Origin of the sequence: Arthrobacter sp. AOP36-A1-22 (assembly GCF_052377615.1) — a bacterium.
Taxonomy (GTDB): Bacteria; Actinomycetota; Actinomycetes; order Actinomycetales; family Micrococcaceae; genus Arthrobacter_H.
In genome coordinates this window covers 97052-122331 of the sequence record NZ_JBQSWX010000009.1, presented here as the reverse complement: position 1 = coordinate 122331, position 25280 = coordinate 97052, and the positions used below count along the sequence as shown (strand labels likewise).

The 25280-nt window shown below is 67.3% G+C and carries 22 protein-coding genes; 3 read left to right on the top strand and 19 right to left on the bottom strand.

The features are described 5' to 3' along the window. Positions 1-195: 195 nt before the first annotated feature. From ACT3S2_RS07830 to glnA, 3 genes are all read right to left on the bottom strand, one after another. On the bottom strand, positions 196-525 hold the full coding sequence (locus ACT3S2_RS07830; RefSeq protein ID WP_444554425.1) for a cupin: 330 nt from the start codon (positions 523-525) through the stop codon (positions 196-198). Between the two features lie 101 nt (positions 526-626). After that, positions 627-3824, bottom strand: coding sequence for a bifunctional [glutamine synthetase] adenylyltransferase/[glutamine synthetase]-adenylyl-L-tyrosine phosphorylase (locus tag ACT3S2_RS07825; protein ID WP_444561499.1), 3198 nt, complete (start codon positions 3822-3824; stop codon positions 627-629). 9 nt (positions 3825-3833) lie between these two features. Continuing rightward, positions 3834-5174: a type I glutamate--ammonia ligase gene (glnA, locus tag ACT3S2_RS07820; protein ID WP_444554423.1), complete on the bottom strand. Its 1341-nt coding sequence runs from the start codon at positions 5172-5174 to the stop codon at positions 3834-3836. A 127-nt stretch (positions 5175-5301) separates the two neighbouring features. Here glnA and panB point away from each other — a divergent pair, with 127 nt between their 5' ends. Continuing rightward, the gene (gene panB, locus ACT3S2_RS07815) at positions 5302-6156 is read left to right on the top strand and encodes a 3-methyl-2-oxobutanoate hydroxymethyltransferase (protein WP_444554422.1); all 855 of its coding nucleotides are present in this window, start codon (positions 5302-5304) and stop codon (positions 6154-6156) included. On the opposite strand, the gene ACT3S2_RS07810 is transcribed toward panB, so the two are convergent. Next, positions 6157-6342, bottom strand: coding sequence for an SPOR domain-containing protein (locus ACT3S2_RS07810; RefSeq protein ID WP_444554421.1), 186 nt, complete (start codon positions 6340-6342; stop codon positions 6157-6159). A gap of 97 nt (positions 6343-6439) precedes the next feature. Between ACT3S2_RS07810 and map the strand changes: the two genes are divergently transcribed. Then, positions 6440-7315 (top strand): type I methionyl aminopeptidase, encoded by an 876-nt coding sequence (map, locus tag ACT3S2_RS07805; protein WP_444554420.1) that lies wholly within the window; start codon positions 6440-6442, stop codon positions 7313-7315. Between the two features lie 32 nt (positions 7316-7347). Continuing rightward, a complete protein-coding gene (ppgK, locus tag ACT3S2_RS07800) occupies positions 7348-8154 on the top strand; it encodes a polyphosphate--glucose phosphotransferase (protein ID WP_444554419.1) in 807 nt (268 codons plus the stop codon). A gap of 64 nt (positions 8155-8218) precedes the next feature. On the opposite strand, the gene nrdR is transcribed toward ppgK, so the two are convergent. The 15 genes from nrdR to ftsW form a co-directional block, all read right to left on the bottom strand. Further along, positions 8219-8710: a transcriptional regulator NrdR gene (gene nrdR, locus ACT3S2_RS07795; protein WP_444554418.1), complete on the bottom strand. Its 492-nt coding sequence runs from the start codon at positions 8708-8710 to the stop codon at positions 8219-8221. A 174-nt stretch (positions 8711-8884) separates the two neighbouring features. Continuing rightward, positions 8885-10252, bottom strand: a complete 1368-nt coding sequence (gene hisD, locus ACT3S2_RS07790) for a histidinol dehydrogenase (protein WP_444561498.1) — start codon at positions 10250-10252, stop codon at positions 8885-8887. A 58-nt stretch (positions 10253-10310) separates the two neighbouring features. Beyond that, positions 10311-13874: a DNA polymerase III subunit alpha gene (dnaE, locus tag ACT3S2_RS07785; RefSeq protein WP_444554416.1), complete on the bottom strand. Its 3564-nt coding sequence runs from the start codon at positions 13872-13874 to the stop codon at positions 10311-10313. Between the two features lie 113 nt (positions 13875-13987). Beyond that, the gene (locus ACT3S2_RS07780; protein ID WP_444554415.1) at positions 13988-14923 is read right to left on the bottom strand and encodes an RluA family pseudouridine synthase; all 936 of its coding nucleotides are present in this window, start codon (positions 14921-14923) and stop codon (positions 13988-13990) included. After that, entirely contained in the window at positions 14920-15504 is a 585-nt protein-coding gene (lspA, locus tag ACT3S2_RS07775) for a signal peptidase II (RefSeq protein WP_444554414.1), read from the bottom strand. The genes ACT3S2_RS07780 and lspA overlap by 4 nt, the downstream gene beginning before the upstream one ends. A gap of 96 nt (positions 15505-15600) precedes the next feature. Further along, positions 15601-16332: a DivIVA domain-containing protein gene (locus tag ACT3S2_RS07770; protein ID WP_444554413.1), complete on the bottom strand. Its 732-nt coding sequence runs from the start codon at positions 16330-16332 to the stop codon at positions 15601-15603. Between the two features lie 172 nt (positions 16333-16504). Beyond that, entirely contained in the window at positions 16505-16795 is a 291-nt protein-coding gene (locus ACT3S2_RS07765) for a YggT family protein (RefSeq protein WP_444554412.1), read from the bottom strand. A gap of 15 nt (positions 16796-16810) precedes the next feature. Continuing rightward, positions 16811-17329, bottom strand: a complete 519-nt coding sequence (locus ACT3S2_RS07760) for a cell division protein SepF (protein ID WP_444554411.1) — start codon at positions 17327-17329, stop codon at positions 16811-16813. A gap of 67 nt (positions 17330-17396) precedes the next feature. Beyond that, positions 17397-18179: a YggS family pyridoxal phosphate-dependent enzyme gene (locus ACT3S2_RS07755; RefSeq protein ID WP_444554410.1), complete on the bottom strand. Its 783-nt coding sequence runs from the start codon at positions 18177-18179 to the stop codon at positions 17397-17399. After that, positions 18176-18949: a polyphenol oxidase family protein gene (locus ACT3S2_RS07750; RefSeq protein ID WP_444554409.1), complete on the bottom strand. Its 774-nt coding sequence runs from the start codon at positions 18947-18949 to the stop codon at positions 18176-18178. The genes ACT3S2_RS07755 and ACT3S2_RS07750 overlap by 4 nt, the downstream gene beginning before the upstream one ends. An 82-nt stretch (positions 18950-19031) precedes the next feature. Beyond that, the gene (ftsZ, locus tag ACT3S2_RS07745) at positions 19032-20258 is read right to left on the bottom strand and encodes a cell division protein FtsZ (protein WP_444561497.1); all 1227 of its coding nucleotides are present in this window, start codon (positions 20256-20258) and stop codon (positions 19032-19034) included. Positions 20259-20455: 197 nt separating this feature from the next. Continuing rightward, positions 20456-21199, bottom strand: coding sequence for an FtsQ-type POTRA domain-containing protein (locus ACT3S2_RS07740; protein ID WP_444561496.1), 744 nt, complete (start codon positions 21197-21199; stop codon positions 20456-20458). Next, positions 21196-22593 (bottom strand): UDP-N-acetylmuramate--L-alanine ligase, encoded by a 1398-nt coding sequence (murC, locus tag ACT3S2_RS07735; RefSeq protein ID WP_444561495.1) that lies wholly within the window; start codon positions 22591-22593, stop codon positions 21196-21198. Before murC ends, ACT3S2_RS07740 begins: the two co-directional genes overlap by 4 nt. 4 nt (positions 22594-22597) lie before the next feature. Then, the gene (gene murG / locus ACT3S2_RS07730; protein ID WP_444554405.1) at positions 22598-23746 is read right to left on the bottom strand and encodes an undecaprenyldiphospho-muramoylpentapeptide beta-N-acetylglucosaminyltransferase; all 1149 of its coding nucleotides are present in this window, start codon (positions 23744-23746) and stop codon (positions 22598-22600) included. After that, positions 23743-25275 (bottom strand): putative lipid II flippase FtsW, encoded by a 1533-nt coding sequence (gene ftsW, locus ACT3S2_RS07725; protein ID WP_444554404.1) that lies wholly within the window; start codon positions 25273-25275, stop codon positions 23743-23745. The genes murG and ftsW overlap by 4 nt, the downstream gene beginning before the upstream one ends. Positions 25276-25280: the final 5 nt, after the last annotated feature.

Genomic DNA, 25280 nt, shown 5'->3' with positions numbered 1-25280 from the left:
ACAGCCACCGGGGTGTGCAGAACACGACCCGGAAGCGGGCCGGTGAGGGGAAAGAGAGCCCAACGGTGGGCCGTCGGCGCGGGGAAAACACCGCGCCGCGCCCACTGAACCGAAGCCGAAGCGGCGGCCTACCCCACAGCCGACCCTCCATAACCCGAGGCACGCGTCGGCCCGGGGCGAGGAGCCGGACTCGTGCTAGCCGGCGATCGTGGTCAGCAGGAAAGCTGACGGCTCCGAAGCCAGGACGTTGTGGACGACGTCGGGGATCACATACAGCCCACCGTGGTTGATGATCTGCTCGCCCTCGGCCCAACGAACCGTGACCGTCCCCTGCAGGACCAGCAGGGTGGCCGATTCGGGCTTGCTGTGGTCAGCCATTTCGGAACCGGCATCCAGCGCCAGCAATGTCTGGCGTAGCTTCCCGTCTTTCAACACCGCCGTGGCGCTGCGACCATGCGGGGCGGTCTTTGCCTTCTCCAGGTGCAGCGCGACGAGTTCGTCGAGATCGGCCTTGCTCACATGCATGATTCCCACTTTCGTTGTTCCGGAGCCGGACCCGGCGGCATTGGTGCCTCCACCATGGTCCCCTACCTTCCATTGTCACCCCGCGTGACGGGGGGGCCACGTCAGTCGTGGCCGTTTTCCTCGAAACCGTAGAAGTGGCGTTCGAAGACGCTGCGGGCCCTGCGCGTGACCCGCCGGTAGTCGTTTTCCAGCTCCGAGGCATTCCCCGCGGGATAACCGCACCACCGAGCGACGGCTTCCATGTCCCGCCATGACCGGGGGAGGACATCCGAGGCACGACCGGTACAGGCCACCGAGGCCCCCCGAATCTGGGTGGCCAGCAACCACGCCCGATCCAGCAGTTCGACGTCGCCCGGGGGCAACAACTCCAGCTCGGCCAACGCGGCCAGTGCCTCACGGGTGGAGGTGGTCCGTAGTTCGGGATGATCCTTGGCATGTTCGAGCTGGAGGAGTTGAACGAGCCACTCGACGTCGCTCAGGCCGCCACGTCCCAACTTCACGTGTCGGGTCGAATCCGCGCCACGCGGCAGCCGTTCGGCTTCCACCCGGGCCTTGACCCTGCGAATCTCACGCACCTCGTCCGGGGTGGCGCCCCGGCCGTACCGGACGCCGTCGACCAGGGTCATGAATTCCGCGGCCAGGCTGTCGGAACCAGCCATCGGCCGGGCCCGCAGGAGCGCCTGACGCTCCCATACCAGGGCCCAGCGGTCGTAGTAGCCGCGGAAGGACTCCAGCGACCGGGCCAGTGGACCGTTCTTCCCCTCCGGGCGCAGACCCGCGTCGACCACCAGCTTGGGTTCGGCGAGCACCGCAGGTTTCAGCGGTTGGGTGAGCAGTTTTCCCACATGGGCGAAGACCCGCAGTGCCTGCTGCTGCGCCTCCTGCGGATCTGCCCCCTCCAACGGCCGGTGGACATAGATGACATCGGCGTCGGACCCGTAACCGATCTCCCGGCCGCCCTGACGGCCCATGGCCACCACCAGCAGGTCGGTCATCCGCCGGGTGGTCTCGAACTCGTGGCTTTCGGCCACCCGCAAAGCGGCCAGGACCGCTGCCCGGTCCACATCGGACAGGGCCCAACCGATCTCGTCGATGCTCAGCAGGTTCGCCGAATCGGCCAAGGCGATCCGCAACAGCTCACGCCGACGGTTCAGACGCACCAGGCGCATGGCCGATTCCGGGTTGCCATGCCGTTTGAGCTTGGATTTGTTCTCCTGCCACAACTGGTCGAAGCTCAGTGGCCGCAATTCCCGGTCGTCCCCCAGCCAGGATGCCGATTCGGGGGACACCTCCAGCAGGTCGGTGATGAAACGCGAACCCGACAAGACATGGCAGAGCCGTTCGGCGGCCGCCTTCGAATCGCGCAGCATGCCCAGGTACCAGTGCGACTCCCCCAACGCCTCACTCAAGCGACGGAAGCCCAGCAGGCCCGCGTCGGGGTCCACCCCCTCGGCCAACCATTCGAGCAGGACCGGCAGCAGCTGGCGCTGCAAGGCGGCACGACGACGCACCCCGGTGGTGAGCGCCTCGATATGGCGCATGGCCCCCTTCGGGTCGAGATACCCCAATGCAGCCAACCGGGCCTGGGCGGCCGTGGGCGAAAGCCTGACCTCGTCGGTGGACAGGTTCGACGCCGAGGCCAACAGCGGCCGGTAGAAGATCGACTCGTGCAGACGCCGGACCGAGCGCTTCGTGTTCTGCCATTGGCGGGTCAGTTCGTCGGCGGGTTTGCGACCGCTGACCGCTTTCCCCCCGGAGGCCCGGAACAGGACACGCAGTGCCTCCTCCTTGACCGGCATGAGGTGGGTCCGACGCATGTTGACCAACTGGAGCCGGTGCTCCAGCACCCTCAGATAGCGGTAGGCCTGGTCGAAGTCGGCCGCATCGGCGCGCCCGATGTACCCGCCCACGCTCAAGGCGGTGATGGCCGACGTCGTATCCCTCACCCGGAGGGTCTCGTCGACCCGGCCGTGCACCAGTTGCAGGAGCTGGACGGTGAATTCGACATCGCGCAATCCCCCCGGGCCCAACTTGAGCTGACGGGAACGTTCATCGGGGGAGATGTTCTCCAACACGCGTTTGCGCATCCCCTGGACCGATTCCACGAATCCGTCGCGTTCCGAGCAGTTCCAGATCATCGGTGCGACGGCTTCCTCGTAGCGACGCCCCAGTTCGATGTCTCCGGCGATGCACCGCGCCTTCAACAGGGCCTGGAACTCCCAGCTCTTGGCCCACCGGTCGTAGTAGGCCACATGCGAGGACAACGTCCTGGACAGGGCACCGTCCTTGCCTTCGGGCCGTAGATTCGCATCGACCTCCCAGAGCGACGGCTCGGGGCCCGGGGAGTTGATGGCCCGGGAGATCCCGATGGCCAGGGTCGCGGCGATCTCGGCCGCACGGTCGTCGTCCAGGTCCTCCGCCTCGTGGACGTAGATGACGTCCACATCGGAAATGTAGTTCAGCTCCCAGGCCCCGCATTTGCCCATCCCGATGACGGCCAGATGCACGGCGGCCACCGCGTCGGCGGCGAACCGTTCGGCGGCTTCGAGCCGGGCGATGGCCAGGGCCCCGTCGACGGCGGCCCCTGCCAGGTCGGCGAGTTCGGCGGCCACGGCCGGCATGACGGCCGAAGGGTCTTCGGCCCCGACATCACGCAACGCCAGTTGGGCCAGTCCCGCCCGATAGGCCACGCGCAGGAGGGCATAGCCGTCCTTGCCCTCGTGGGTGGCCACCGGCAGCTCGTCGTCGGGATCGGCTCCCACCGCGCGCAGCATGCGCTGGCGCAACGTGCGGTACGGCACCTGACGCCACCCCTCGGGCGCCCCGGCAACGACGGCGGTATCGGAGTTCTCCGTGGGGGTGCCGGATTCCTCGTCCCCGTCGGAGACGTCCGGCCCGCTGGAGGGATCCAGCCCGGGGGCCTCCGGGCGGGTGTCATCGTCGGATGCCCCGGCGAAGGCCCCGGGGTCGGGGGCCTCGTCGCCGGGCCCCTCCTCTTGGGCGAAGATTCGGAGTTGTTCCGGATGCCTGACCAGGAAATCCCCGAGGGCCTCCGACGCCCCCAACAGGCGCAATACCGGGATCGCGGCGTCGACGTCGTGGAGCCGGTCCAGGATCCCCGGGGCCCGCTCGGCCAGACGCAGGACCAGCAACAGGGCCTGGTCCGGATCCGCGGCCGCCCGCAGACCGGCCAAGAGCGCGGCTTCATCGGCTCCCGCGAGGATCTCGTCCCCGAGGAACCGCTTGGCCCGCTCGACGTCGTCGAACCCGGCGGAAATCAGCTGTCGCGTCAGGCTCACGGAATCCGCCTAGAGGATGCCGAGGTAGCGGGAGGTCTCGAAGGGGCTGACGTATTGGCGGTACTCGTTCCATTCATCCTGCTTATTGCGCAGGAACGAGTCGAAGACCTGCTCACCCAGGATGCCCGCGACCAGTTCGGAGTCCTCCATGCTGCGGATGGCATCGTGCAACGATCCCGGCAGCGGGGCATGGCCCATCGCCCGGCGTTCGGCGGCGCTGAGGCCCCAGACGTCGTCGTCGGTCGCAGGAGCGAGTTCGTAGCCCTCTTCGATGCCCTTCAGCCCGGCGCCGAGGATGACGGCATAGGCCAGATACGGGTTGGCGGCGGAGTCGATGCCCCGGTATTCCACCCGCGCCGACTGGCCCTTATTCGGCTTGTACAACGGCACCCGGACCAGGGCCGAGCGGTTGTTATGGCCCCAGGACAGGTGGCTCGGTGCCTCTCCGCCGCCCCAGAGGCGCTTATAGGAGTTCACGAACTGGTTGGTGATGGCGGTGAACTCGGGGGCATGGTGAAGGATCCCGGCGATGAACTGCCGGGCCGTCTGCGAGAGCTGGTATTCCTGCCCTGCTTCGAAGAACGCGTTCGAATCACCTTCGAACAGCGAAAAGTGGGTGTGCATCCCGGAACCGGGGTGGCGGGAGAAGGGTTTGGGCATGAACGTCGCGTAGATCCCCTGCTGCAGCGCCACCTCCTTGATGACGGTCCGGAACGTCATGATGTTATCGGCGGTCTGCAACGCATCGGCATAGCGCAGATCGATCTCGTTCTGGCCGGGACCGGTCTCGTGGTGGCTGAACTCCACGGAGATGCCCACCGCCTCGAGCATGGTCACCGCACGACGACGGAAATCCTGCCCGACGCCACCGGTCACGTGATCGAAGTAGCCGCCGTAGTCCACGGGGATCGGTTCACCGTTGTCGCCCAGGTCATCGGACTTCAGCAGGTAGAACTCCACCTCGGGGTGGGTGTAGCAGGTGAACCCCTGGTCCGCCGCGGCCGCCAACTGGCGTTTGAGCACATGCCGGGGATCCGCCGGGGATGGTTCACCTTCCGGGGTCAGGATGTCGCAAAACATGCGTGAGGTCGGTTCGATCTCCCCGCGCCAGGGCAGGATCTGGAACGTCGAGGGATCCGGCTGGGCGAGCATGTCTGATTCGTAGATCCGCGACAGGCCCTCGATGGAAGAACCGTCGAACCCCAGTCCCTCCTCGAACGCGCCCTCCACCTCGGCCGGGGCCAACGCCACCGACTTCAGCGATCCGACCACGTCGGTGAACCACATGCGTACGAAGCGCACGTCGCGCTCCTCAATGGTCCTGAGCACCAATTCCTGCTGGCGGTCCATATGCGTCGCTCCTCGTCTGATCCGGCGAATGCTGCGGTGGTTCCGGGCCGTTCCACCGCGCTCAACACTACTCGGAATCCGTGTACGTCCCAGTGTCCCGGCCCACCGGTGACGTATCGTGATGGACATGTCGCACGAACAACCCTCCCCCTACGACTCCGGTCAGTCCACTACCCCGCCCCCGGCCGGCGGCAGGGTCCGCATCGGCCACCTGGCCCGCGCCAAGGCCGAAGGCCGCCGCTTCGCCATGCTGACCGCCTACGACCAGTACGCCGCATCGATCTTCGACGAGTCGGGCATCGAGGTGCTGCTCGTGGGTGACTCCGCGGCGAACAACGTCATGGGCTATTCGACCACCCTGCCCATCACCTTGGACGAGATGACCGTCTTCGCCCGCTCCGTGACCGCCGGGGCCCGGCGCAGCCTGGTCGTCTGCGATCTACCCTTCGGCAGCTTCGAGGCCTCCCCGCAGCTCGCCGTCGAATCGTCGGTCCGGCTGATGAAGGAAACGGGCATCCATGCAGTGAAGATGGAGGGCACCGCCCGCCGGGCCGAACACGTCCGTGCGGTGGTCGACGCCGGCATCCCGGTCATGGCCCATATCGGGTTCACCCCGCAGGCCGAACACGCCCTCGGCGGCTATAAGGTCCAGGGGCGCGGTGATGCCGCCCAGCAGCTCATCGACGATGCCACCGCACTCCAGGAAGCCGGGGCGTTCTGCGTCCTGATGGAGATGGTCCCCGCCGACGTCGCAGCGACCGTCGACGCGGCCGTGTCGGTGCCCACGATCGGCATCGGGGCCGGGGCCGGGACCACCGGCCAGGTCCTGGTCTGGCAGGACATGCTGGGCCTGAACCCGGGCAAGCTGCCGCGCTTCGTGAAGAAATATGCCGATCTGCGCCAGGTCATGGGCGATGCGGCCGCCGCCTACCACCGGGACGTCGTCGAGGGGACCTTCCCCGCCGAGGAACACGGCTTCTAGCTAGTCCTCGTCGTCGTCCCAGGCCTCGTTGTTCCGGGCCACCTGGGACAGCGCGCCCTGGGCCTCCTCGCGGGTGTCGTACGGGCCCAGGAGTTGCGACCAGTCCGACTGCGGGCCTGATTCGACCTGCTTGGTGTTGACGTTGAACCAGAAGTTGCCGCCCGGGGTTCCACTGCCATCGCTCATGCCGTACCTCTTTCTTTCGGTTCCCCGACGCAGGGTCGGGCTCAGCTGGGGAGCCCACCATACTCCGGGCGGCGAAGATGGCGATAGGATCAAGAACATGCCACGTACGTCCACAGCCCCCCTTGGAAACCTCGTCCCCGGAACCCCGACGCCGCAGCGTCATGTTCCGGCCTCGATCACCCGTCCCGAATATGTCGGCAAGCCGGCCCCGGCGAAATTCGAGGGTTCCGAGGTGAAGTCCCCCGAGACCGTTGAACGGATCCGCCACGCCTCGAAGATCGCGGCGGAGGCCCTGCAACTGGTCGGGCAGGCCGTCGTCCCCGGCGTCACCACCGACGAGCTGGACCGGGTCGGCCACGACTACCTGATCAGCCACGGGGCCTACCCCTCCACGTTGGGCTACCGCGGCTTCAGCAAGTCCCTGTGCTCCTCGATCAACGAAGTCATCTGCCACGGCATCCCCGACACCACCGTGGTGCAGGACGGGGACATCGTGAACATCGACATCACCGCCTACATCAACGGCGTCCATGGCGACACGAACGCCACCTTCCTGGCCGGGGACGTCGACGAGGATTCCCGTCTGCTGGTCGAACGGACCGAGGAGTCCCTGCGTCGGGCGATCAAGGCCGTCATGCCAGGACGCGAGATCAATGTCATCGGCCGGACGATTTCCGCCTACGCGAAGCGCTTCGGCTACGGCGTCGTCCGCGATTTCACCGGCCACGGCGTCGGCGAGGCCTTCCACACCGGTCTGATCATCCCGCACTACGACGCAGCGCCTGCCTACTCACGACTCATCGAATCCGGGATGGTCTTCACCATCGAACCGATGCTCACGCTCGGGAAGGTCGACTGGGACATGTGGGACGACGGCTGGACGGCCGTGACGCGCGACCGCAAACGCACCGCCCAGTTCGAGCACACCCTCCTGGTCACCGACCAGGGCGCCGAAATCCTGACCGTGGCCTGACCCGGCCCTCCCATCCCCCGCTGAGGAGCACCATGTCGAAGGACGAGAAAAGCAAGAAGAACACGGTTTCCACTGCCATCGGCGTGGATATCGGCGGCACAGGGATCAAAGGCGGCATCGTCGACCTGAAGAAGGGCAAGCTGCTCGGCTCGCGGTACCGCATCGATACCCCGACCCCCTCCACCCCGCAGGCCGTGGCCGAGGTCGTCCGGCAGATCCTCGAGGAACTCGGCACCCGGGACAAGGCCCCGGCCACAGACGCCCCGGTGGGCATCACCTTCCCGGCGATCATCCACGAAGGCGTGGCGCTCTCGGCAGCCAACGTCGACAAATCCTGGATCGACACGGATGTCGACACGCTCTTCACCGACGTGCTCCAACGCCCCGTCCAGGTCATGAACGACGCCGACGCCGCGGGACTGGCCGAAGCCAGGTACGGGGCCGGGGCCGGGGTCAAGGGCTCCGTCATGCTCATCACGCTCGGCACCGGCATCGGATCGGGGCTGGTCCACAACGGCGTCCTGGTCCCGAACCTGGAACTCGGGCACCTGGAAATCGACGGGTACGACGCCGAAACCCAGGCCTCCGCCTCGGCCCGCGAACGCGATGGCTTGTCCTGGGAGGACTACGCGGTGCGGCTTCAGCGCTACTTCTCCCACGTGGAGTTCCTCTTTTCCCCGCGGCTCTTCGTGGTGGGCGGCGGGATCTCCAAGCGTTCGGAGGACTTCCTGCCCCAGCTCAAGCTCCGCACCCCGATCGAACCGGCACATCTGAAGAACAATGCCGGCATTGTCGGTGGTGCACTGCAGTCGGCCATCCACCACGGCCTCCACGACTAGCCTGCCGGCCGGCAGGGCCGGATGCGGCGGCGGGAAGCCGTCGGGTCCGGGACCCTGCGGTTCCTTATTCGGCGGTCAGGGGACGCTGATGGGCGGCGTCGGGGCGCGGCTGGCCTTCACTGCGCAGCTTGGCGATCGCGCTTTCGAAATCCTCGAGCGACTCGAAGCCCTGGTAGACGCTGGCGAACCGCAGGTAGGCGACCTGGTCCAGCTTCTGTAGCGGGCCCAGGATCGCCAATCCGACCTCGTTGGCGTTGATCTCCGCGGCGCCCGAGGCCCTGACGCTTTCTTCGACTTCCTGGGCAAGCAGCGCCAGGTCGTCATCGGTGACCGGCCGGCCCTGGCACGCCTTGCCCACCCCGGAGATGACTTTGGCGCGATCGAAGGGTTCGGCGACGCCGGATCGCTTGACGACATTCAGGCTCGTCGTTTCCAAGGTCGTGAACCGTCGTTCGCAAGAGCTGCAGAGACGACGCCGGCGGATGGACGAACCGTCTTCGGTCAGCCGGCTGTCAACGACCCGGGAGTCGGAGTTCCTGCAAAATGGGCAACGCATCCACTCCACCTTTCCTGGGGTCATAGGCCGGACTTCGGACCCGGCTACGTGATCAAGGACATGGTCACGGCAGCACCATCATGTCATGTTCGGAGCCCCTCGACGTGTCGAAGGCCACCAGGACGCCCTGTGTAGGCCCCGCCCCGGGACCCGGGGCCGGTGCTGCCGTCGTCCCTAGTGACCCCCGATGCGATGGCTGACCGCGTCGCCGTGCGCCGGGAGGTCCTCGGCCCGGGCCAACGCCACGACATGATTACCGACCTCACGCAGCGCCGCAGAGGGGTAGTCGATGACCTGGATGGCCTTCAGGAACGTCAGCACGTTCAGCCCCGAGGCAAAGGCAGCGGTTCCGCTGGTGGGCAGGACATGGTTGGAGCCGGCGCTGTAGTCCCCCAGGCTCACCGGGCTGTGTTCCCCGACGAAGACGGCTCCGGCCGCTGTCACCCGTGCGGCCACCGCGGCGGCATCGGCGGTGAGGATCTCCAGGTGTTCGGCGGCATAGGTGTTGCAGACGCGCAGCCCCGCGGCGAGGTCGTCGACCAGGATGACGGCCGATTGGCGACCCGCCAGTGCGGTCCGCACCCGTTCGACGTGCTTCGTTGCGGCGATCTGCCCGTCCAGCTCCTGCCGGACGGCCACTACGAGCTCGGTGGAATCGGTGACCAGCACCGCCGCCGCGTTGGGATCATGTTCGGCCTGGCTGATCAGGTCGGCGGCCACGTACCGGGCGGTGGCGCCGGCGTCGGCCAGGATCGCGATTTCGGTGGGACCGGCCTCCGCGTCGATTCCCACGACCCCCTTGACCAGACGTTTTGCGGTGGCCACGAAGACGTTTCCCGGCCCGGTGATGACATCGACGGGCTCGATGCCCTCTGTCGGCGTGGACGCGGTATCGGCGTCGACCCCGTAGGCGAAGGCGGCAATGGCCTGCGCGCCTCCGATGGCATGGATCTCGGTGATGCCCAGCAGTTCCGCGGCCGCGAGGATCGTGGGGTGGGGCAGCCCGCCGAATTCCTGTTGCGGAGGCGAGGCCAGGGCGATGGACCCCACCCCGGCGGCCTGTGCCGGGACGACATTCATGACCACCGAACTCGGGTAGACGGCCAGCCCGCCGGGGACGTACAGCCCCACCCGGCGTACCGGTTCCCAGCGCTGGGTCACGGTGGCTCCCTGGCCGAAGTCCACCGTGGCGGGGGCCGGGCGCTGGGCGGCGGCGAACAGGCGGGCCCGGCGGATGGACTCCTCCAGCGCGTCCCTGACGGCAGGATCGAGTTCGTCCAAGGCACGGCGACGGGCCTCGGCGGGGACCACGGTGCTGCTTTGCTCCACGTGGTCGAAGCGTCGGGCCAGTTCCGCCAACGTCGCGTAGCCTCCGGTCCGGACCTCGGCGATGATCTGCGCGACGGCGTCGGAGGCCGAGTCGAAGTCGTTCTCCGGCCGGGGCAGGGCGGCCTTCAGGCCCGCATGGTCCAGCGCGGTCCCCCGCAGGTCGATGGTCCGCAGGACGGGGAGGGATCCGGGGGTCTGGGTTGAATTCGTCACCGCACCAGTTTACGGCCTCGGGCCCCGGCCCGCCGAGTGCTACGGCGGACCGGCGACGCTAGATGTCCAGGCAGGTGGGGCCCAACAACACCTTGAGGTCCCCGAACAGTGCTGGGTTGGGGTTGACCCGGAAGTCGATGCCCAGGCGCATCAGTTCCACGCTGCGGGTGCCGGCTAGCTTCACCCGCACCTCGGTGTTGCCCTGGTGGGTGCGCAGGACCTCACCGAGCTGTGTGACCACCGCCTCGTTGGCCTTGTGGCTGGGCATCGAAATGACCACCGGCCCGGCCAGCCCGTCCTCGCTGATCTCGGGGATGGTCAGTTCCTGGGCGTTCAAGGACACCGCCCCGTCGTCGCGCCGTTGCAGTCGACCGCGGACCACGACGATCAGGTCCTCGGCCAGCACGCTGGCGATCGGCCCGTAGGCCTGACCGAAGAACATGACCTCCATGGAGCCGCCGAGGTCCTCGATTTCCGACCGGGCGTACGGGTTCCCGCTGTTCTTGGCAATGCGCCGTTGCAGCGAGGTGATCATCCCGGAAATCGTGACGATCTGCCCGTCGCGCGGCCCGTCCTCGGAGAGCACCTGGGTGATGGAGAGGTCGGCATGCTGTTCCAACAGGTTGCCCAGGCCCTGCAGGGGGTGGTCCGACACGTAGAGCCCGAGCATGTCGCGTTCGAAGGAAAGCTTGTCCTTCTTCTCCCATTCGGGCAGATCCGGGACGTCGATGGCCAGCCCGGAGCCGGCGGACGGATCGTCCAGGGCGCTGAAGAGGTCGAACTGGTTGGCGGCCTCGTTGCGTTTGAGCACGATGACCGAGTCGACGGCCTCCTCATGGATCATGGCCAGGGCCCGCCGTGGGTGGCCCATCGAATCATAGGCGCCCGCCTTCACCAGCGATTCGATGGTGCGCTTATTGCACACCACCGCGGGAACCTTCTGCAGGAAGTCGGTGAACGTCTCGAAGGCGCCCTTCTCCTGGCGTGCCTCCACCAGCGCGTTGACCACGTTGGAGCCGACGTTGCGGATGGCTCCCATGCCGAAACGGATGTCGGTATCCACCGGGGTGAAGTTCAGCTGTGATTCATTCACGTCGGGGGGCAACACGGTGATGCCCATATGGCGGCATTCGTTGAGGTAGAGCGCCGATTTGTCCTTGTCGTCGCCGACGCTGGTCAACAGGGCCGCCATGTATTCGGCCGGATAATGGGCCTTGAGGTAGGCGGTCCAGTAGGAGACCAGGCCGTAGGCCGCCGAGTGGGCCTTGTTGAACGCGTAGTCGGAGAAGGGCAGCAGGATCTCCCACAGGGCCTTGATGGCGGCCTCGGAGAACCCGCTGTCCAGCATGCCCTGGTGGAAGCCGGCGTACTGCTTATCCAGTTCGGCCTTCTTCTTCTTGCCCATGGCCCGGCGCAGGATGTCCGCCTGGCCCAGCGAGAACCCGGCGACCTTCTGCGCGATGGCCATGACCTGCTCCTGGTACACGATCAGGCCGTAGGTCTTGTCGAGGATCTCCTGCAACGGTTCCTCGAGTTCGGGGTGGATCGGGGTGATCTCCTGCAGGCCGTTCTTGCGCAGCGCATAGTTGTTGTGCGAGTTCGCGCCCATCGGGCCCGGACGATAGAGCGCGATGACGGCGGAAATGTCTTCGAAGTTGTCGGGGCGCATCAGACGCAGCAGCGACCTCATGGGTCCGCCGTCGAGCTGGAAGACCCCCAGGGTGTCCCCGCGGGCCAGCAGTTCGTAGGCGGCCCGGTCGTCCACCTCGAGTTGTTCGAGGTCCAGGTCAATCCCGCGGTTGATCTTGATGTTCTCGATCGCGTCGGAAATGATCGTCAGGTTCCGCAACCCCAAAAAGTCCATCTTGATCAGCCCGAGAGTTTCACAGGTGGGGTAGTCGAACTGCGTGATGACCTGCCCGTCCTGGAAACGGCGCATGATCGGCACGACGTCGATGATCGGGTCCGAGGACATGATCACCCCCGCCGCGTGGACGCCCCACTGGCGCTTCAGCCCTTCGATGCCCTTCGCCGTTTCGAAGACCTTGGCGGCCTCCGGATCGGCGGCCAGCATCTGGCGGAAATCCGCTGCTTCGGAGTAGCGCTGGGCGGATTTGTCCTCGATGTCGGCCAGCGGGATGTCCTTGGCCATGACGGCCGGCGGCAGGGCCTTGGTCAGCGTCTCGCCCATGCTGAAGGGGTGGCCCATGACCCGGGCCGAGTCCTTCAGGGCCTGCTTGGTCTTGATCGAGCCGTAGGTCACGATCATCGACACGCGCTCGTCGCCGTACTTCTCGGTCACGTAGTTGATGACCTCGCCGCGGCGACGATCATCGAAGTCGACGTCGAAGTCGGGCATGGACACGCGCTCCGGGTTGAGGAAGCGTTCGAAGATCAACCCGTGCTGCAGCGGGTCCAGGTCGGTGATGCGCATGGCGTACGCCACCATGGAGCCGGCGCCGGAACCACGTCCGGGGCCGACCCGGATGCCGTTGTCCTTGGACCAGTTGATGAAATCCGCCACGACGAGGAAGTAGCCGGGGAAGCCCATCTTGGTGATAATGTCCAGCTCGTAGTCGGCCTGCCGGCGCGAGGCCTCGGGGACGCCTTGGGGGTAGCGGTACCGCATGCCGGATTCGACTTCCTTGACCAGCCAGCTGGTTTCGTCCTCCCCCGGCGGGCAGGGGAACTTGGGCATGTAGTTCGCGTCGGTGTTGAAGGAGACCTCACACCGTTCGGCGATCTCCAGGGTGTTGTCGCAGGCCTCGGGGAACTCGGCGAAGAGCGCGCGCATCTCCTGCGGCGACTTCAGGTAGAAACTGGTTCCCGAGAACGCGAAGCGTGATCCCCCCTGGTCATAGGTCGGTTCCAGCAGCGTGGAGCCCGACTGCAGGGCCAACAGGGCCTCATGGGCCTTGGCATCGCGTTCGTGCGTGTAATGCAGGTCGTTGGTCGCCACCAGCGGCAGCTTCAGTTCCTTGGCCAGCCGCAGCAGATCCTTGGTGACCCGGCGCTCGATGTCCAGCCCGTGGTCCATCAGCTCGCAGTAGTAGTTCTCCTTGCCGAAGAGGTCCTGGTATTCACCGGCGGCCTGCTTGGCCTCCTCGTACTGGCCCAACCGCAGGCGGGTCTGGATCTCGCTCGAGGGGCAGCCGGTGGTGGCGATGAGCCCTGAGCTGTACTGCTCGAGCAGTTCGCGGTCCAGCCGCGGCCACTTGCCGAACACCGAGTCCAACGATCCGATCGACGAGGCCCTGAAGAGGTTGCGCATGCCTTCGTTGTTGCGGCTGAGCAACGTCATATGGGTGTAGGCGCCACCGCCGGAGACGTCGTCCCGCTTCTGATGGGCCTCGCCCCAGCGCACCCGGGTCTTGTCCTTGCGGGAGGTTCCGGGGGTGACGTAGGCCTCGACCCCGATGATGGGTTTGACCCCCGCACTGGTCGCCTTGTTCCAGAAGTCGAAGGCCCCGAACAGATAGCCGTGGTCGGTCGTGGCCAGGGCCGGCATGCCCAGGCGCTTGGTCTCCTCGAAGAGGTCGGTCAGGCGCGCGGCGCCGTCGAGCATCGAGTATTCGGTATGCGTATGAAGGTGGACGAATCCGTCCCGGTTTGAGCTGGCCACCGATCCATTCTAGGCCCGGAGGCGACCCTTCCGAACTTCCCCGCGCGGCGGCAGGCGTGTCCCGGTCGGGGGCCGGGCGGCCCCGGGTCCGTGGAGGTCGACGCGGCGGGGGCTCAGTAGCCCAGGTCCCCGTCGCGGAGGATCTCCAGGGCGTGGGAGAGGTCCTGCGGGTAGCTGCTCTCGACCTCGACCCACTCCCCCGTGACCGGATGCGGGAACCCCAGCTGGTAGGCGTGCAGCCACTGCCGGGTCAGTCCGAGGTCGGCCGCCAACCGCGGGTCGGCCCCGTAGGTCTGGTCTCCCGCGCAGGGATGGCGCAGGGCCGAGAAGTGCACCCGGATCTGGTGCGTGCGTCCGGTCTCCAGCTGCACCTTCACCAGGCTGGCCCGACCGAAGGCCTCCAGGACCTCGTAGTGGGTGACCGAATCGCGTCCGCCTTCGAGGACCGCGAACCTCCAGTCATGTCCCGGATGCCGGCCGATGGGTGCATCGATGGTCCCGGACAACGGGTCGGGCAGCCCCTGGACGAGGGCGTGGTACGTCTTGGAGGGGGTGCGTTCCTTGAAGGCACGTTTGAGTGCCGTGTAGGCCCGCTCGGTCTTGGCCACGACCATCGCCCCGGAAGTCCCCACGTCCAGCCGGTGCACGATGCCCTGGCGTTCGGGGGCCCCGGAGGTGGAGATGCGGTAGCCGGCGGCGAGTAACGCGCCGACGACCGTGGGCCCCACCCACCCGGGGGAAGGATGGGCGGCCACCCCGACGGGTTTGTCGATGACCACGTAGTCGTCGTCCTCGGCCAGGATCTTCATGGCTTCCACGTATTCGGCCCTCACTTCCAACGGGTCTGTTTCCGGGGGCGGATCGACGCTGACGACGTCGCCGTCGGCCACCTTGCGGGATTTGGCGACCTGGCTGCCGTTGAGCAGCACATGGCCCCCGGCGCACCAGCGCGCAGCCACGCTGCGGGTGGTCTCCAGTCGGGCGGCCAGCAGGGCGTCGACGCGCTGGCCTGCTTCCTCGGGCCCGACGGCGAAGATGGTCGGGCTCACGATTCGTCGGCTTTCCCGCTCTTCCGGGTGGTCTTCTCGGGCACCGGCAGGCCGTCCAGTCCGATGCCCCGGAAGAGCAGCAGGCAGATGCCGATCATGGAACACACCACGAAGGAGTCGGCCACGTTGAAGATCGCAAAGTGCGGGACGGCGATGAAGTCCACGACGTGGCCCATGCCGAACGAGGGCTCACGGAACAGCCGGTCGATGAGGTTGCCGCTGGCACCGGCCAGCAAGCCTCCCAGGGCCACGGCCCACCATCCCGAGCTCACCTTGCGCAGCAGCGTCAGGACGTAGACCACGACGACGGCCATGATGATGGTGAAGATCCAGGTCACCGAGGTACCGATGGAGAAGGCGGCCCCGGAGTTCAGGATGTAATGCCATTGCAGGGCCGATCCGATCACGTCGATCGTTTCGCCCAGTTCCATCCTGGCCTGCACCAGGGCCTTCGTCAGCTGGTCCAGGCCGGCCCCGAGGACGGCGATGCCCAGCGAGAGCGCGATCAACCGGCCGCTGGCACCCTTCGGCGGGGGCGCCGGGGCCTCATGCTCGGTGCGTGCTGCGGGGTCCTGATCCATCGGGGTCCTTAACGTGATGTCGGCGGCCGGGTGATCCGGCCGCCGACAGACATGGTCGTGGGTGGGACGCCGAAGCGTCCTCCCCGCAACGATTGGCTAGGCGTTGTCCTGGGAATCCGGGGTCGCGATGGGGCCCTGCGACTCGAGATCCTGCAGCTGACCTTCGATGTAGGACTTCAGGCGGGCCCGGTAGTCGCGCTCGAAGCCACGCAGCTGGTCGAGCTTGCGCTCCAGCACGGATTTCTGGTCCTCCAGCGAGTTGAGCGTCTTGGTGCTCTTGTCCTCGGCGTCGGATACCAGTTTCGTGGCCTGCAGCTGGGCTTCGGCGATGATCTTATCGCGCTGCTCGACCCCGGCGCCGACGTATTCGTCGTGCAGGCGCTGGGCCATGGCCAGCACACCGGCGGCGGACTCGGCGGAACCGGATCCTGCGGCAGCGGTATCGGCGGTGGGGGCCGCGGCGGCAGCAGGAGCTTCCGGCGTGGTCGGCGTCTGCTCGGTGGCAGGGGCGTCCTCGACCTCGGGGGAGGCTTCTTCGGCTGCTTCGTCGACGTTGCCGGTCACCGGAGCGGATTCCGCGGCCGGAGCGGCGGCGGTCTCGCTGGCGGGGGCCGCGGCGACGGGGGCCGGAACGCTGCCGGTTTCGACGTCCGTGGAGCCACCGAGCTCGCTGACGCGCTGGCGCAGCTGCTCGTTCTCCTGGGTCAGTCGACGCAGTTCCACGACGATCTCGTCCAGGAAGTCGTCAACTTCGTCCTGATCGTAGCCCTCCCGGAACTTCGTTGGCTGGAAACGCTTGTTGACTACATCTTCTGGCGTGAGCGCCATCTGGTCACCTCGATACTTAGTTCTCTCCCCGGCCGCCTGATTGCGGCCCGAGGGCGATTACACCGGTTATGTAAGCAAGCTGCAGCGGCTGCCGCGGCATACTTCCTGTTTCAAGACTATAACGTTTCCCGCACCGAAGACTAACCTTTGACCTCGGTCGGGAGACAAGAGCCTATCGCCCGATCTGCAGAACGACGACCTTGGCAATGATGATGGCGAAATAAAGGATCAGGAAAGCCAGATCCAGGCGCATCCCGCCCACATCCAAGGGCTTGATCTTGGACCGGAGCCACCGCATGGGCGGATCGGTGATGCGGTAGACGAAACTGGCCAGGATCAGCGCCATGCCGCGGGGACGCCAGCCCCGGGCGAACATCTGGACGATGTCGTAGACGATCCTCAGCATGAGCATGACCTGGACGACCGTCAAGGCGGCATAGACCAGTCCGAAAAGAATTCCCACGGTACGAAGCGGCCGCTAGCTCTGGTTGAAGAAGGTTGCCGTGTCCTCGGAGGATTTCTTGTCCTCACCCAGGATCTCGACGCTGGCCGGTGAGAGAAGAAACACCTTGTTGGTGACGCGTTCGATGCTGCCATGCAGCCCGAAGACCAGGCCGGCGGAGAAGTCGACCAGACGCTTGGCGTCGCCTTCACCCATGTCCGTGACGTTCATGATGACCGGGATGCCGTCCCGGAAGCTCTCGCCGATGACCTTGGCGTCGTTATATGAACGGGGGTGAACCGTCGTGATTTGCCGCAATGAAGAATCCTCGTCCCTGGATGAAGGCGCGCGCTTGATGGGGGTGACCGGAGCCCGGTATTCCGTTTCCGGTTCAGCGGCGACTGCCATGGGGGCCCGCTCGGGCTCGACACGGGACGGTTCCGGACGCTGCTGCAGCTGCTGCTGTTCGGGCATCTCGGACTGCTCGTCCTCGTAGTGCTCGTCACCGTCGGCGAGTCCCAGGTAGATCATCGTCTTGCGCAAGGCGCCAGCCATGGTCTTCTCCTTATGATCGTACGCGGCGAGGGGTCTTCTCCCGCTTGAGTCTCCGCTGCAAACGACGCTACAGCACCGGCGGGCGCTGGCCGAGCACATCGGAGCCGACACGGAGGTGTGTCGCCCCGGCGGCCACGGCCTGTTCCAGGTCGTGGCTCATCCCCGCCGAGATCCAGTCCGCGGTGGGGTGGTCGGCCCGCAAGGAGGCGGAGATTCCGGCCAGCCGTTCGAAGGCCGGAGTCGGGTCCTGACCCAACGGGGCCACGGCCATCACCCCGGCCAGGGCCAGACCTTCGGTTTCGGCGACGAGCTCGGCCAGCTGCTGGACCTCTTCGGGTTCCGCGCCGCCGCGTCCGATCCCGCCGTCGTCCCCCGTGCGCTGGTCCGCGGCACGCAGGTCGACTTGGATCACAGTGGCCAGGTCCGCTCGGGGAGCCAGCCCCTCCTCGGCCCGGCGCTCGGTTTCGCGGTGCATGGCCTTGCCCAACGCCCGGGCCAGGGAGGCCCGGTCCAACGAATGCAGGGCCGCTGCGTAACGGACCACCGATTTGGCCTTGTTGCTTTGGAGTTGGCCGATGAAATGCCAGTTCAGGTCCAGCGTCTGGACCTGAACTGCCTTGGCGGAGGCTTCTTGGTCGCGGTTCTCACCGACCTCGCGCACCCCGAGCTCGTGGAGCAGCCGGACGTCGGAGGCGGGAAAGAACTTGGTCACGACCACCAGTTCGGGCTCCTGGTCCCGTCCGGCGGCACGGGTCGCGGTGGTGATGCGTTCGCGGACGGCCGTGAGTCGTTGCTCCAGGCCCTCGCGACGCCGGGCCTCATCCGGGGCCGGGGCGGGGGTGGTGTTCATGTGTTCCTCTCCGACAGCTGGGCCGGCCAGACGATTCCGGCCAGACGGCCGGTGCGTGCATCACGCCGGTAGGAGTAGTAGTCCTGGTCCTCGACCGTACACACCCCGGTGGAGGTGACGTCCACGTCCAGACCTGCCAACAGGGTGGCCGCCGCACCCGGCAGGTCCAGTGAAGGAGTACCCCAGGAGGTCCTGGCTTCGATTCCGGGCATCACGGCCGCGGCGTCCGACGCCATGTCGGCAGGAACCTCGTAGCAGGCCCCGCATACCGCAGGACCGATCCACGCATGGATCCGGGCGCCCCCGGCCTCGCGGATAGCCTCGACCGTGTTGGTCAGGATGCCCCCGAGCAGGCCGTTGCGCCCGGCGTGGGCCACCGCGGTGACCAGTCCGCCATCGTCCCGGGCGGCCACGAAGACGACCGGTACGCAATCGGCGACCATGACCGCCAGGGGGATCGAGCCGTCCGGGGACAGCAGGGCGTCGGCCTCGGCGGACCTCTCCCCCACCCCGGCGTCCCGGGCCGGGTCGACCTGCTGGTTCGGGGCCGCCGGACGGGGTTCCACGGTATGGACCGTGACCGAATGCGTCTGGTTCATGAACCGCAGGCTCCCGGGTTCCAGGCCCAGCCGGTCCTCCAGCCTCCGACGTCGTTGAAGGACCTCCGGGGCGTGGTCGCCCACGTGCAAGGCCAGGTTGCCCTCGGCGGTCGAGGTGAAGGCCACCTGCGCCGGCGAAGGGCCGGGGAACTCAAAGCGAAGCAAGACCACCACTCCAAATCAGACAACGGCGCGCCACCCGGAATGGTACCGGGCCACGCGCCGTCGACCCCATCAGGGCCACTGTCGGGGATTACTTCAGGAAGTCGGGGACATCCAGATCGTCATGCGAGGAGGACGAGAGGTCCTGCTCCACGACGTGGGGCAGCTCGTCGTACCCCTGGGAGGCAGCGGGGGCCGCTTCGGGGGCGGAGGCCGCGGACTGGCCGGAGGAGCCGGGCGTCGATTGCGCCGAGGCGGCTCCCTCGGACGGGGCCAGCGGGATGGTGCCCGGGACCGTCGTGGGCGGCGCCTGCTGCGGCACTGCCGGTCCGCTCTGCTGCTGTCGCGGCTGCGCCGGTGCGCTGGTGACATCAACCTGGTCGAACCCCGCCGCAATGACGGTCACGCGGGCCTCGTCACCCAGGGCGTCGTCGATGACGGCACCGAAGATGATGTTGGCTTCCGGGTGGGCGACCTCCTGGACCAGGCGGGCCGCTTCGTTGATCTCGAACAGGCCCAGATCCGAACCGCCCTGGATGGAGAGCAGCACGCCGTGGGCCCCGTCGATGGACGCCTCGAGCAGCGGTGAGGCGATGGCCAGCTCGGCGGCCTGGACCGCACGGTCCTCGCCCCGGGCCGAGCCGATGCCCATGAGGGCGGAACCCGCCCCCTGCATGACCGACTTCACGTCGGCGAAGTCGAGGTTGATCAACCCGGGGGTCGTGATCAGGTCGGTGATGCCCTGGACGCCGGACAGCAGCACCTGGTCGGCGGAACGGAAGGCATCGAGTACCGAGACGTTCCGATCGCTGATGGAGAGCAGCCGGTCGTTCGGGATCACGATCAAGGTATCGACCTCGTCGCGAAGGGCGTCGATGCCGGCCTCGGCGGACGTTGCACGGCGACGGCCCTCGAAGGTGAACGGACGGGTGACGACGCCGATGGTCAGCGCCCCCAACGAACGGGCGATGCGGGCGACGACGGGGGCCCCGCCGGTGCCGGTACCACCGCCTTCGCCGGCGGTCACGAAGACCATGTCGGCGCCGCGCATGACCTCTTCGATTTCCTCGGCATGGTCTTCCGCTGCCTGGCGGCCGACCTCCGGGTTGGCGCCCGCGCCGAGGCCACGGGTCAGTTCGCGCCCCACGTCGAGCTTCACGTCGGCGTCACTCATGAGGAGCGCCTGCGCGTCGGTGTTGATCGCAATGAATTCGACGCCGCGAAGGCCGACCTCGATCATGCGGTTCACGGCGTTGACGCCGCCACCGCCGATTCCGACGACCTTGATGACGGCGAGGTAGTTCTGTGGAGCTGCCACGTCCTGTTTCCCTTGTTCGATGTGCTGCTGAGTCTTAGGAAGCTTCAACCGGACCAACGTTAACCCTCAAGTTGAGGGTTATAGTTATGTCAAGTACCTGCTACTAAGACGCTATGTTTTGCATCCCCGGCATGCAACGACCGCCTAGGCGTGTCGCACCATTACCGTGGGGTGGTTCCTGCCGCATGCCCCGACCCCTACCGGGTGACAGGGTGGTCGGGGGTGCTGACGTCGAAGGTCTTGACGCCCGCCTGCTTCTTGTCCTTCAGGAAGGCCGTGAGGACCCGTGCCTTGTCACCGCTGCGTTCGTCGCTCCCCCACAGGACCTTCTGCCCGGTCGTGAGGGAGAGTTCAACCGAATCGACGGTCTGCGCGCTGGCATGGTCAAGCTTTTTCAACGTCGAGGAAGGCAAGGCCGCCAAAACGCCGGTCAAGGAGGAAAAGACCTCCGGATCCTGCTCCGAGGCCTTCCCGTCGATCAGCGGAAGCTTGACGCCCTTGCGTTTCTTGACGCTGGACAACGTCCTGCCGTCCTCTCCGACCAGGTCGTAGGACTTCGAATCGTTCTCCACGATGGCCACCGGGGCGAACTCGACGATCCGCACCTCGAGGGTCCCGGGGGCATGGGCCTGGACAACGACGTCGTGGATGGCTTCCTGATCCGCGAGCAGGTCCTTGACCCGCCCCGGACCGATCCGTGGCAATGGAGTTCCTTCCAATGGTTCCAGCGCCGTGGTGATCGTCTTCGTCGGGACCAGCTTATTGCCCTCCACCGTGATCGTCTGCACGGCCAGCAGGGGCGAATAGAGCAGCACCAGCATCAGGACCACGATCACCGCGACGACGGCCCCGCCGATCCACAGGATGCGTCGACGCAGACGCCGGCCGGGCGATTCGGGCAGGGTGACGACGTTGGGGCCGCCGGAGGTTCCCCCGCTCATGCGCCCGATTCCAACCTCGAAACGATCACCGGTCCGAGTTCGGTGACATCCCCGGCGCCGATGGTCATCACGATATCGCCGCTGCGGGCCACCTCGGAGATCCGGGCCGCCACGTCCCCGCGATCGACCAACCCGCCGGCGGTGTTCAACGCATCGGCCACGAGGGATGAATGGACCCCGGGCAACGGTTGTTCACGGGCTGCGTAGATCTCCAGCACCAGGGCCGTATCAGCCAGGGAGAGGGCATCGGCGAACTCCGCCCAGAATTCGCGGGTCCGGCTGAACAGATGCGGTTGGAAGACGACATGGACCTTGCCATGCTCCCCCGCCACGGCACGGCCGGCCCGCAGCGCCGCCAGGACCTCCGTCGGGTGGTGGGCGTAGTCGTCGTAGACGGTGACCCCGTGGGCCCGGCCCCGGAGCTCGAAACGCCGGGCCGCCCCGGTGAAGGCCGCCAGGCCGTCGAGAGCCGTCCCCGGATCCAGCCCGCAGTCCAGTCCGACGGCGAAGGCCGCCGCCGCATTGAGCAGGTTGTGGTCCCCGGGGGCGGAGAGCGAGAGCCGCCCGGATCCGCCACTGCCCCAGTCCAGATCGCAGGCGAAGCGTCCCTCCTCGGGCCGGGAGTTGCTCAGCCGACGGTCCGCGGAGTCGGAGAAACCGTAGGTCTGCACCCGCACCAGAGGACGTTCCGCGCGGAGGCGCCGTGCCAGGGCCAGGGCCCCGGGGTCGTCGGCGCAGGCGATCAGCAATCCGCCGTCGGGCAACAAAGAGGCGAACTGGTGGAAGCTCTCATGCACCGCGGCTTCGGTGCCGTAGTGGTCCAGGTGGTCGGCCTCGATATTGGTCACCACGATGGTATCGGGACGGTAGTTCAGGAACGAGGCGTCGGATTCGTCGGCTTCGGCCACGAAGATCCGCCCCGAGCCATGTTCGGCGTTGACCCCCAACCCCGCGATGTTGGCGCCGATGGCGAAGGACGGTGAGGCTCCTGCCTGGCGCAGCATCACGGCGATGAGCGAGGTGGCCGTCGTCTTGCCGTGGGTGCCGCAGACGGCGACGACATGGTGGGAATCCATCGTGGCCGCCAGCCCCTCGGAGCGGTGCAGGATGCGCATCCCGCGGTCGATGGCGGCATCATATTCGGGATTCCCCGCCTTGATGACCGAGGAGGCGACGACGGTATCGGCCTCCGGCAGCTCCGCGGCGGAGTATCCGACGTGGATCACCGCCCCCAGGGCGCGGAGTTCGTCCAGGACCGGAAGGTCCTTGGCGTCGCTGCCGGTGACGGCGACCCCCTGGGCCAGCATCAGCCGGGCGACGGCGGAGACCCCGACCCCGCCGATCCCCATGAGATGGACCCGGCCGAGCTCGGCCAGCGTATGACGTTGTTGCATGCCTCTAGTGTCCTCTCTTCGGGGCGCGGACGCCCCGCTGCCCGGCGGCCGCGTCGAGCACCCGGCGGGCCATCTGTTCGGCGGCGTCGCGGCGCCCCAGCGCCCGGGCCGCCGCGGACATGGTGTCCAGGCGTCCGGGGTCGGCCAGCAACCCGGGGACGACCCGGGCGACGTAGTCGGCGGTGAACTCGTCATCGGGTTTCACGATGGCGCCCCCCGTGGCCTTCAGGTCGCTGGCATTTTGTGCCTGTTCGCCGTTGCCGATCGGCAGCGGGACCAGGATCGAGGGCAGTCCGACGGCGGCCAGCTCGCAGACCGTGCCGGCTCCGGCCCGGGCAATGATCAGGTCCGCGGCGGCGTAGGCCTGTTCCATCCCGTCCACGTATTCGACCTGGTGGTAGCCGGGCAGCGACAGCGGCTCCCCGTCCTCGTCCACCATGGCCTTGCCGCTGCCGGTGACGTGCAGGACCTGGAATCCCGGGTGTTCGGCGCCGGCGTCCCCGGCCAGGCGGCGGAGACCACCGATGAGGGCCTGGTTCACCGACAGGGCGCCGGAGGATCCGCCGGTGACCACCAGGGTCGGCAGCTGTGGGTCCAGGCCCAGGGCGCTGCGGGCTTCGACCCGGGCCGCGGCGCGGTCCAATCCGGCGATCCGGCGGCTCATGGGCATGCCGACCAGTTCGGCTCCGGGCAGGCCGGTGCCCTCGAACGCGGTGCCCACGGCGGCGGCGAAGCGCGCGCCGACCCGGTTGGCCAGGCCTGCCTTGGCGTTGGCCTCATGCACGACCACCGGGATGTGCAGCCGACGGGCCGCCAGATAAACCGGAGTGCAGACGTAGCCGCCGACCCCGACGACCACGTCGGCCTCGGCCCGGCGCAGGATGTTCTGGGCCCCCCGCACTGCCGCCACGAAACGGAACGGCAGCTTCAGCAGGTCCAGCGAGGGACGGCGTGGCATCGGCACCCGGGCGATGGTCTCCAACTCGTAGCCGGCCGCCGGCACCAGCCGGGTTTCCATCCCCGAGGGGGTTCCGACCAGGCGGATCGCGGGCCGGGGTTCGGCCTCCCGCAGGGCATCGGCAATGGCGAGCAGGGGTGAGACATGGCCGGCGGTTCCTCCGCCGGCCATCACCACCGAGGGGACATGGTTCATGGGTTGGCCTTCCTGACTTTGCGTGGGGTCCCGCCCGGGGTCGTGGCTTCGGTGGGCAGTTCAGAGCTGGCGTCGGGGCGGGAACGGGCGAAGCACAACACGACGCCGACGGCCATGAGCGAGAGCAGCAGGGCCGAACCACCCGAGGAGATGAAGGGCAGCGGGACGCCGATCACCGGGAGCAACCCGGTGACCATGCCGATGTTCAGGAATGCCTGGCCGATCAGCCAGGCCATGATGCCGCCGGTGGCGATGCGCACGAACCCGTCCTGGTGGCGGGCCGCGACCCGGTACATCGCAATGGCGAGGATCGCGAAGAGCACGACGACGACCAGGGTGCCCAACAGTCCGAGCTCCTCACCGAGGATGGTGAAGATGAAGTCGTTGGAGGCCTCGGGGATGTAGTTCCACTTCTGCCGTGATTGGCCCAGGCCCACACCCCACCAGCCGCCTGAGGCCAGCGCATAGATGCCCTGGGTGGATTGGTAGCAGGCGCCGGGCTGGGTATCGCAGTTCAGCCCCAGCCAGGCATAGATGCGGGTCATGCGGTTGCCGGAGACCATCACCATGACCACGGCCGCGATGGCCCCGAGCACCCCGGCCGCGGCGAACAGCTTCAGCCGGACCCCGCCCAGGAACAACGTGGCCACCAGGACCAGACCGATGACCAGTGCGGTGCCCAGGTCCCGGCCGACCATCACCAGTCCCAGGAGCAGGACGCCCCCGGGGAAGAGGACCGGGATCAAGGCGTGGGACGTCTGGTCGATGAGCTTGGACTTCTTGCTCAGTACGGAGGCCGCCCAGACCGCCAGGGCCAGCTTCGCCGCTTCGGAGGGTTGGAAGGTGAGCGAACCGATCTTGATCCAGTTCTTGTTCCCGTAGATCTCCAGCCCCAGCGGTGTCAGGACCAGCAGGAGCAGGAAGGCGCTGATGAACAGGGCCGGCCACGCCAGCTTCTTGAACGTCGGCAGCGAGAACCGCGAGATGATGAGCATCATCGCGACCCCCACGACGGCCCAGACGCCCTGTTTGATGACCTGGTCGTAGGAGGAGGCATCGGGGTTGCTGCTGATCGCTTCCACGGAGGAGGAGGACAGGACCATCATCAGGCCGATCACGGTCAGGGCCAACGTGCTGCCCAGGATCAGGTAGTACCCGGTCCGTCCGTCCTTATGCGGGTCGCCTTCAACCCAGTTCCAGAAGCGGGCGACCGGCGTTTGGGTGGATTTCTCCCGGGTCCTGCCCCGCGTGGCCGCCGTGTTCTCGCGTCCGGGGGTCCGGGTGATGAGGGCCCGCGACCGGTCGGGGGCCTGGAGGCCCTTCTTCCGCGGGGAGGAGGCCTTCTTCGGGCTGCCGGGGTGGGCGTTGGTGGCCGGGGCCGACTCCTGCGCCCCGGTATCGGCGGTGCCGGATGGACCGGACGCCGGCGGATGTCCCGCTGAGCCTGCGTTGCCCCCGTGGAGGCCCGTCCTGCGGATCCGGGGCTTGCGGCCCGATCCACCGGTGGGGCGTGATGTGGGGGGTTCCACGCATA